Source organism: Mycolicibacterium sp. XJ1819 (assembly GCF_053483675.1).
This window is the reverse complement of the sequence record NZ_JBEFST010000051.1, coordinates 1-586: the sequence shown is the minus strand read 5'-3', so window position 1 is coordinate 586 and position 586 is coordinate 1. Positions and strand designations below refer to the sequence as shown.

The 586-nt window shown below is 63.7% G+C and carries 1 protein-coding gene; it reads left to right on the top strand.

Annotated features, from left to right (window positions below; translation table 11 throughout):
* Positions 1 to 81: 81 nt before the first annotated feature.
* Positions 82 to 586: IS110 family transposase (locus ABQE89_RS26260; RefSeq protein WP_448422165.1), on the top strand; the 505-nt coding region annotated here is incomplete at its 3' end.

Here is a 586-nt window from a genome sequence, read left to right as displayed (position 1 = left end):
TAGACGGTATGGGGGGCTGGGGCCTCACTCACATGTGAACGTGGGTTGCCGACAGGGTGGTCCTGGCCGGTAGAGCCACAGATGTGGGAGGCCCCAGTGAAGATTCAGCGTATGAGTGTCGGGTTGGATGTGCACGCACGTTCGGTGCTCGGATGTGGTTTGGACGGCGACACCGGCGAGGTGTTCCAACGACGATTGACCCCTGATCACGGGGAGATCGTGGCGTGGCTGAGTAATCTGCCGGGTCCGGTAGCGGTGACTTATGAGGCCGGCCCGACCGGGTTCGGGCTTGCTCGGGCGCTACTTGCGGCGGGTATCGCCTGCGAGGTGGCTGCGCCGTCGAAGTTGATCCGGCCGGCCGGGGACAGGGTTAAAACCGATGCTCGTGATGCCGCTCATTTGGCCCGGCTTTTGCATCTGGGGCAGATCACCGCGGTGACGGTACCCACCCCCAGCCAGGAGGCAGCTCGTGACTTGGTGCGCGCGCGTGAGGACTGCCGCGGGGATCTGATGACCGCCCGACACCGTGTGTCGAAAATGTTGCTGCGCCAAGGCATCGTCTACTTCGGTGGAAAAGCCTGGACAG